This window comes from Anabaena sp. UHCC 0204 (genome assembly GCF_009711975.1).
Taxonomy (GTDB): Bacteria; Cyanobacteriota; Cyanobacteriia; order Cyanobacteriales; family Nostocaceae; genus Dolichospermum.
In genome coordinates this window covers 1-5,174 of the sequence record NZ_VIKW01000082.1, presented here as the reverse complement: position 1 = coordinate 5,174, position 5,174 = coordinate 1, and the positions used below count along the sequence as shown (strand labels likewise).

The following is a 5,174-nucleotide window of genomic DNA, read 5'->3' as shown; positions in this document are numbered from 1 at the left end:
AATAACGGCACGAATCGGTTCACCAAAAGTAGCGTTAGCAGTATCCCCAATTAGAATGTTATTAACAGTATCGCCACTTAGAATGTCATTACCAGAATTACCAATAATGATGTTATTACCAGAATTACCAATACCGTTAATAGCTTCTGTTCCTGTCAGGGTAAGGTTTTCTACATTGTTAGGTAGGCTAAAGGTGACGCTGGACTTAATGGTATCGTTTCCTTGTCCCGAAGTTTCCGTAACCACATCAGAAGTATTATCAACAATGTAGATATCATTACCTAAACCACCAATCATATTATCACTACCAGCACCACCATCAAGAAGATCACTATACTGGCTACCTGTTATGGTGTCATTTCCATTATTCCCCTTTATAGACACAAGTCCTGTAACTAGGTTATCTGAGTTGGTGATTGTTAAACTACTTAAATTAAGAGTGTCATCATAGTTAGTACCTACAACACCTTCTATTGATGTAAATAGAGAGGAAGTTACACAGGACTTACGCAACTGGCACAGGCGATCGCTATATAATAGTATTATTGTATTATAATAAGTAACATAACTGGCACAATCAGTCTCGGTGCGACGGAAGCATCGCGCCTTCGACTAAACTCCAGTAAAAAACCAATTTTGCAATTATTAAAATATATTTTTAATCACCAAGATCAGAAATAATAAAAATACGATTATTCCTGAAATGGTAAAATAATCAAAACCATGAATTATCAATTCTGAGTTAATATGAAATTTACTAAGTTAGATTATTGCCAATATCTGCTAAGTAGCCAAATTAACTATACTATTACTAACTTGGCAGACCATTTAGAAAATATTAGTCATGATCAAATTAACTACTATTTAAAAAATGCAAAGTTAACACCTCGCTTACTTTGGGATAATGTTAAAGATGTAATTATGACTGATGATAACGGTTACGTTATATTTGATGATAGTGTCTTAGATAAAAGGTATTCTGAAGAAATTGAAATAGTCAGGAGACAATACAGTGGTAACGAACATGGTGTACTCAAAGGAATTGGTGTTGTCAGCTGTGTATATGTAAATCCTAAACTGCAAAGATTTTGGGTAGTAGATTACCGCATTTTTAATCCTGATGCAGATGGTAAAACCAAGATAGACCATGTTAAAGATATGCTGCAAAACCTTGTGTATCATAAGCTTTTACCATTTGATACCGTTTTAATGGATACATGGTATGCGGTACACAATCTGATGCTTTATATTGATAGCCTAGATAAAATTTATTATTGTCCTTTAAAGGATAATCGTTTAGTTGATGATACTTTTGGGCAAGAAAAATATAAACGTATTGAATTATTACAATGGAGTGAAGAAGACTTAGAATCTGGTAAAATAATCAAAATTAAAGGGTTTCCCGCCAATAAAAAAGTGAAACTATTCCGGGTTACTGTTTCTACCAACAGAACGGACTACGTCGTAACTAACGATTTATCTCAAAGTTCTACGAATGTTGTACAACAGGTGTGTAAAATTCGTTGGAAAATAGAGGAGTTTCATCGGGAAATTAAACAATTAACGGGCATTGAATCTTGTCAATGTCGTAAAACTCGACTGCAACTAAATCATATTGCTTGTGCTATGTTGGTTTGGGTTAGGTTAAAGAATTTAGCCTATCGAACTGGTCAAACTATTTATGAAATCAAGCATAAATTGCTTTCTAATTATTTAATTGAGCAACTCAAACGCCCAAGTATTTCTATGTGTTTGGTTTGATTCAATTTGCCGCTTTGCTCCCGCGAAGCCCGCCCACTATTTGTGCCAGTTGTGTCACTTGTTTCAGTACAAAAATACTATAATATAGCGATCGCCTGTGCCAGTTGCGTAAGTCCTGTAAACTAGCGGCTTCAATTCCAGAGTTTAATAATGCTTCTTGATATTCTTGCTGTAATGTTTTTGTAGGAGTTGGGTTTTCGTTATTTTGGGTTTCCATAGTTTTTGTTTATGAATTTTCAGGAATATTTTATCACTTATGTAGGGAATTTGTAAATAATTCCACCTTCATTACTAGCTTCAAAGTTGCCATTTAATTGTTTAGCTTTTTCATCTAAATATAGTTTGGCTTCTTCGATGGGAATTTGAGCCGCTAGGGCAAATTTAGTAATAGTGATTTCTCCTTCCTGTTGTTGTAATAAATTCAGAAATAGTTGTTCTTTTTCTAAGTTTAATTGTTTAAGTTGTTTTTGATGTTGTTGACGTAAACTCCAGATAATCCATGTTCCTAAAGCAGTTGATGGTAAACCAAATAATACCATCGCTCCCAATGCTCCCTCTTTGCCTTTTTGGGTAGTATTGGGGTTAGTAAGGTCTACAGTTCCTAAAATGAAGATGGCTAGACCTATGGTTAAAAAGAAGCCGGCTGTGATTTTTTTGATTGTGTTCATTGAATAACAGTATCATTCCTCCAACCATGTTTGATTATAATCTTTAGATTGTAAATCAATTGAGATCCAAGTATTAAAAATTGTCCAAAATTTGATATCCAAGTCTGGTTCTGTAGGTTTGTTGGACCAAAAAATTAGAGGCCTGGGTTTTTTCATTTCATTATCTTCCGACAGTTCAAAGCCAATATAACCGCTACCGCCATTAGCAAATAATATAATTGTTTTTGTGTAATTAAGTGGCAGATTTCTAATTACTTCAGGTTCTAAATTCCACTCTGTTGATGATAACACTGATATTTTATCTACAGGTTTATGTCCCATAGAAAGATCAAACAGAGATAACCAGCCATTATTAATGGTGTACAATTTTTTTAAATCTTCTGGTAATTTTGACCAAAAAGGTTTTATTCCTTCCATAATTTCCTGCTCTTGTAAAGGAGGAAATCCCCGGTGATAATATAGTTCTTCATCATTGAGAAATACGTATAGTAAAGAGGGAGGTTTATTATCTTCTATTAAGATAGCTAAACCTTGTAACCTACTTTCTAAATCCTCAATTATCACTTCAACTCTGTGAAGAATAGGTTGCCATAACTCTCGTAATTTTGTAAAATCAACTTCCTCTAAAGATAAAAGACCTAACCATGATTGAGAAATTTTTGATAAAACATCTTGAGGAATATCCTGGATATCTGTAATTAATTGAGGATTATAGCAGTAGTTTTCGAGATAGTTTAAAATATTGGATTTAGTAATTTGACTCATACATAAAAGCCTCTATTCACCTAATTGTTGCTCTTTGACTAATGTTTGAATTTGATTTTCTAGTAAAGATTTAATTCTTTGCTCTTCATTGATAATTTTAGCTTTAAATTCTGGTGGAACTGCTCCCAACGCAGAATGTCCTTCCCATTCAGCCCAACTTTTATCTTGTTTTGATGCATTAGAGCTTTTTCCTAATCCCATAAAATTATCTGGATTATTTAAAACTTTTAGTAGATTTTCTGATGACAATCTACTAAAGTCTTGAATTTCTGTAATAGTCTTCATAGCAACAATATGATCTGCTTCCAATGAATCAAGTTTATAACGTATCCCCTCAATATTTCGGGGTCAGGAGTTATTCGGGCATTCATGAACAAGCAAAGTGATTGAGAGCAGATTGTTCACGAACAATAGTTGCCAAAGAGGGAATATTCCCAAGATGAGAAATCCGGTCACGCACATACTCAAAAAAGCTGATTCCTAACTTACGAGTAGTAGCAACAAGTGACATAAAAGTATCCCAAGCCTGAGTACCTTCTAAAGTTTGAGTAGCATAACTAATATTACGTCGCTGCACCATAGTCCGAGCAGCTAACTCCGCCGGATTATTATGCAAGGGCAATTCAGGATGCTCTAATACTAAAAGCAACTCCGAACTTTTAAGCAAAGTTAATTGTTTTCGCTCATCTAATTGTTGATAACCACTTTTAGTATCAAAAAGTTTCCAAAACTCAGACCGGAGTTTTTCAGCCGTTTGTTGACTAGGAGAATCCTTATAAGCGAGTAAATCTTGGTAGTAATCCCAGAAATCATCCAAGAAGTCATCAAGAGCCTTTTGATGACAAGCAACATAAGGAGTCAATTTCTTGTAATGTCGTCCCTCATGTACCCAGCACAAAGCTATACTATCAGTCAGGAGCTTGAACTGAGGAAGCATCATCACAAACCAGAGTTTGTACCACTGGCCAATCAGTTTGTTGATGATAGAAAGCAATGGCTGCTGCTTCGATGATCCGAGTCCTCTGCTGAGAACCCAGTTTGGGTAAATATGTATCAAGCAGGGCGTTAAACTCAGTCTCACTCAACACTTTGTTTTCAGGTAATAGTTTAAGCGCGGTCTTCCATTTAGTCGGGATTTGAAAAGTCTCCACCAAATCGTATGTAAGTTGATTCAGGATTAACTCCAGTTCCCGTTCGTTTTGCAATACTCTCACCACACTTAGTCTATCTTTCTTGGCTGTGGTCAAGTAGATTGTATCCCTCTTCTGTCACTTTCCGAATAAAGTAAGTAGTAAATAAACTAAATTATCCTGAAGAATAAAAGGGAACAAATCCATTCATGGCACTGATGAGGTGATTAAATCCAAGCAATAAATCGGAATTGGGAAAAATATCTAGCCAGGGATAAATTGACCAGAGGCTAAATAGGTTTTTCCTGCTGAGGGTGAGTAGTATTTCTCTTTCCGAAATAGTACGTTGTCTGTTTTCAGGATGATGTCTTGGATGATTACTTCTTGATACCCTTTAAACTCTGCGTCTGCTGGTAGTTTGTCTTGTGGATATTCCAGTATTTGTTCTCTATCTATTTTAATCGTCCCGTTCTTACTGCTTTTGCTGTGCTTTTTTGGAGCTTTTCGCTCTTTTTATGATGAATGATTATTGGTCAACTCTTTCTTATTGGCTTTGATGTCTGGCTTACCTTGTTCTCCTTTCAGACGGTTATTTTCATCTTTTAACTGTTGATTTTCTGCTCGTAATTCTTTAACTTCTGCTTGTAATTGCTCTATTAAGTTGAGTAATATTTCTACTGTCCGACGCATTGATTCGTCTGCAATCCCTTTTGGCTCGATGGTTTACAGTATTTCTTCTCCTGATTTCTTACTCGAATCCTGTTTTTGCGTCATGTCTTATATTTTATTATATTCTATGTCCCTTACTTATCTTATTTTTCTCCCCTACCCCTACTTATTGAGCGGATAC

At 35.2% G+C, this 5,174-nt stretch carries 8 protein-coding genes and 1 pseudogene; 1 reads left to right on the top strand and 8 read right to left on the bottom strand.

Translation table 11 applies throughout. The annotated features are described in order from the left end of the window. A pseudogene (locus FJR04_RS25200) lies at window positions 1-384 on the bottom strand (calcium-binding protein); the annotation flags it as partial. 363 nt (window positions 385-747) lie between these two features. Here FJR04_RS25200 and FJR04_RS25195 point away from each other — a divergent pair. Beyond that, window positions 748-1,761, top strand: coding sequence for a transposase (locus tag FJR04_RS25195; RefSeq protein ID WP_168500039.1), 1,014 nt, complete (start codon window positions 748-750; stop codon window positions 1,759-1,761). Window position 1,762: 1 nt separating this feature from the next. Here FJR04_RS25195 and FJR04_RS25190 read toward each other — a convergent pair whose 3' ends face one another. From FJR04_RS25190 to FJR04_RS26400, 7 genes are all read right to left on the bottom strand, one after another. Further along, the gene (locus FJR04_RS25190; RefSeq protein WP_168500028.1) at window positions 1,763-1,978 is read right to left on the bottom strand and encodes a hypothetical protein; all 216 of its coding nucleotides are present in this window, start codon (window positions 1,976-1,978) and stop codon (window positions 1,763-1,765) included. A 37-nt stretch (window positions 1,979-2,015) separates the two neighbouring features. Beyond that, window positions 2,016-2,429 (bottom strand): hypothetical protein, encoded by a 414-nt coding sequence (locus FJR04_RS25185; protein ID WP_168500036.1) that lies wholly within the window; start codon window positions 2,427-2,429, stop codon window positions 2,016-2,018. Window positions 2,430-2,441: 12 nt separating this feature from the next. After that, entirely contained in the window at window positions 2,442-3,194 is a 753-nt protein-coding gene (locus tag FJR04_RS25180) for an SMI1/KNR4 family protein (RefSeq protein ID WP_168500034.1), read from the bottom strand. Window positions 3,195-3,206: 12 nt separating this feature from the next. Next, window positions 3,207-3,479 carry a hypothetical protein gene (locus FJR04_RS25175; RefSeq protein ID WP_168500032.1) on the bottom strand — a complete coding sequence of 91 codons (273 nt, stop codon included), beginning with the start codon at window positions 3,477-3,479 and terminating at the stop codon, window positions 3,207-3,209. Window positions 3,480-3,561: 82 nt separating this feature from the next. Continuing rightward, window positions 3,562-4,134 (bottom strand): transposase, encoded by a 573-nt coding sequence (locus FJR04_RS25170; RefSeq protein ID WP_254445419.1) that lies wholly within the window; start codon window positions 4,132-4,134, stop codon window positions 3,562-3,564. Next, a complete protein-coding gene (locus FJR04_RS26405) occupies window positions 4,103-4,441 on the bottom strand; it encodes a hypothetical protein (protein ID WP_254445418.1) in 339 nt (112 codons plus the stop codon). The genes FJR04_RS25170 and FJR04_RS26405 overlap by 32 nt, the downstream gene beginning before the upstream one ends. A 396-nt stretch (window positions 4,442-4,837) precedes the next feature. After that, entirely contained in the window at window positions 4,838-5,014 is a 177-nt protein-coding gene (locus tag FJR04_RS26400) for a hypothetical protein (protein ID WP_254445416.1), read from the bottom strand. Between the last annotated feature and the right edge of the window lie 160 nt (window positions 5,015-5,174).

Excerpts from the sequence above, each read along its gene's own strand:
- FJR04_RS25195 (WP_168500039.1), top strand. The coding sequence starts at position 748 with ATGAAATTTACTAAGTTAGATTATTGCCAATATCTGCTAAGTAGCCAA.
- FJR04_RS25190 (WP_168500028.1), bottom strand. The coding sequence starts at position 1,978 with ATGGAAACCCAAAATAACGAAAACCCAACTCCTACAAAAACATTACAG.
- FJR04_RS25185 (WP_168500036.1), bottom strand. The coding sequence starts at position 2,429 with ATGAACACAATCAAAAAAATCACAGCCGGCTTCTTTTTAACCATAGGT.
- FJR04_RS25180 (WP_168500034.1), bottom strand. The coding sequence starts at position 3,194 with ATGAGTCAAATTACTAAATCCAATATTTTAAACTATCTCGAAAACTAC.
- FJR04_RS25175 (WP_168500032.1), bottom strand. The coding sequence starts at position 3,479 with ATGAAGACTATTACAGAAATTCAAGACTTTAGTAGATTGTCATCAGAA.
- FJR04_RS25170 (WP_254445419.1), bottom strand. The coding sequence starts at position 4,134 with ATGATGCTTCCTCAGTTCAAGCTCCTGACTGATAGTATAGCTTTGTGC.
- FJR04_RS26400 (WP_254445416.1), bottom strand. The coding sequence starts at position 5,014 with ATGCGTCGGACAGTAGAAATATTACTCAACTTAATAGAGCAATTACAA.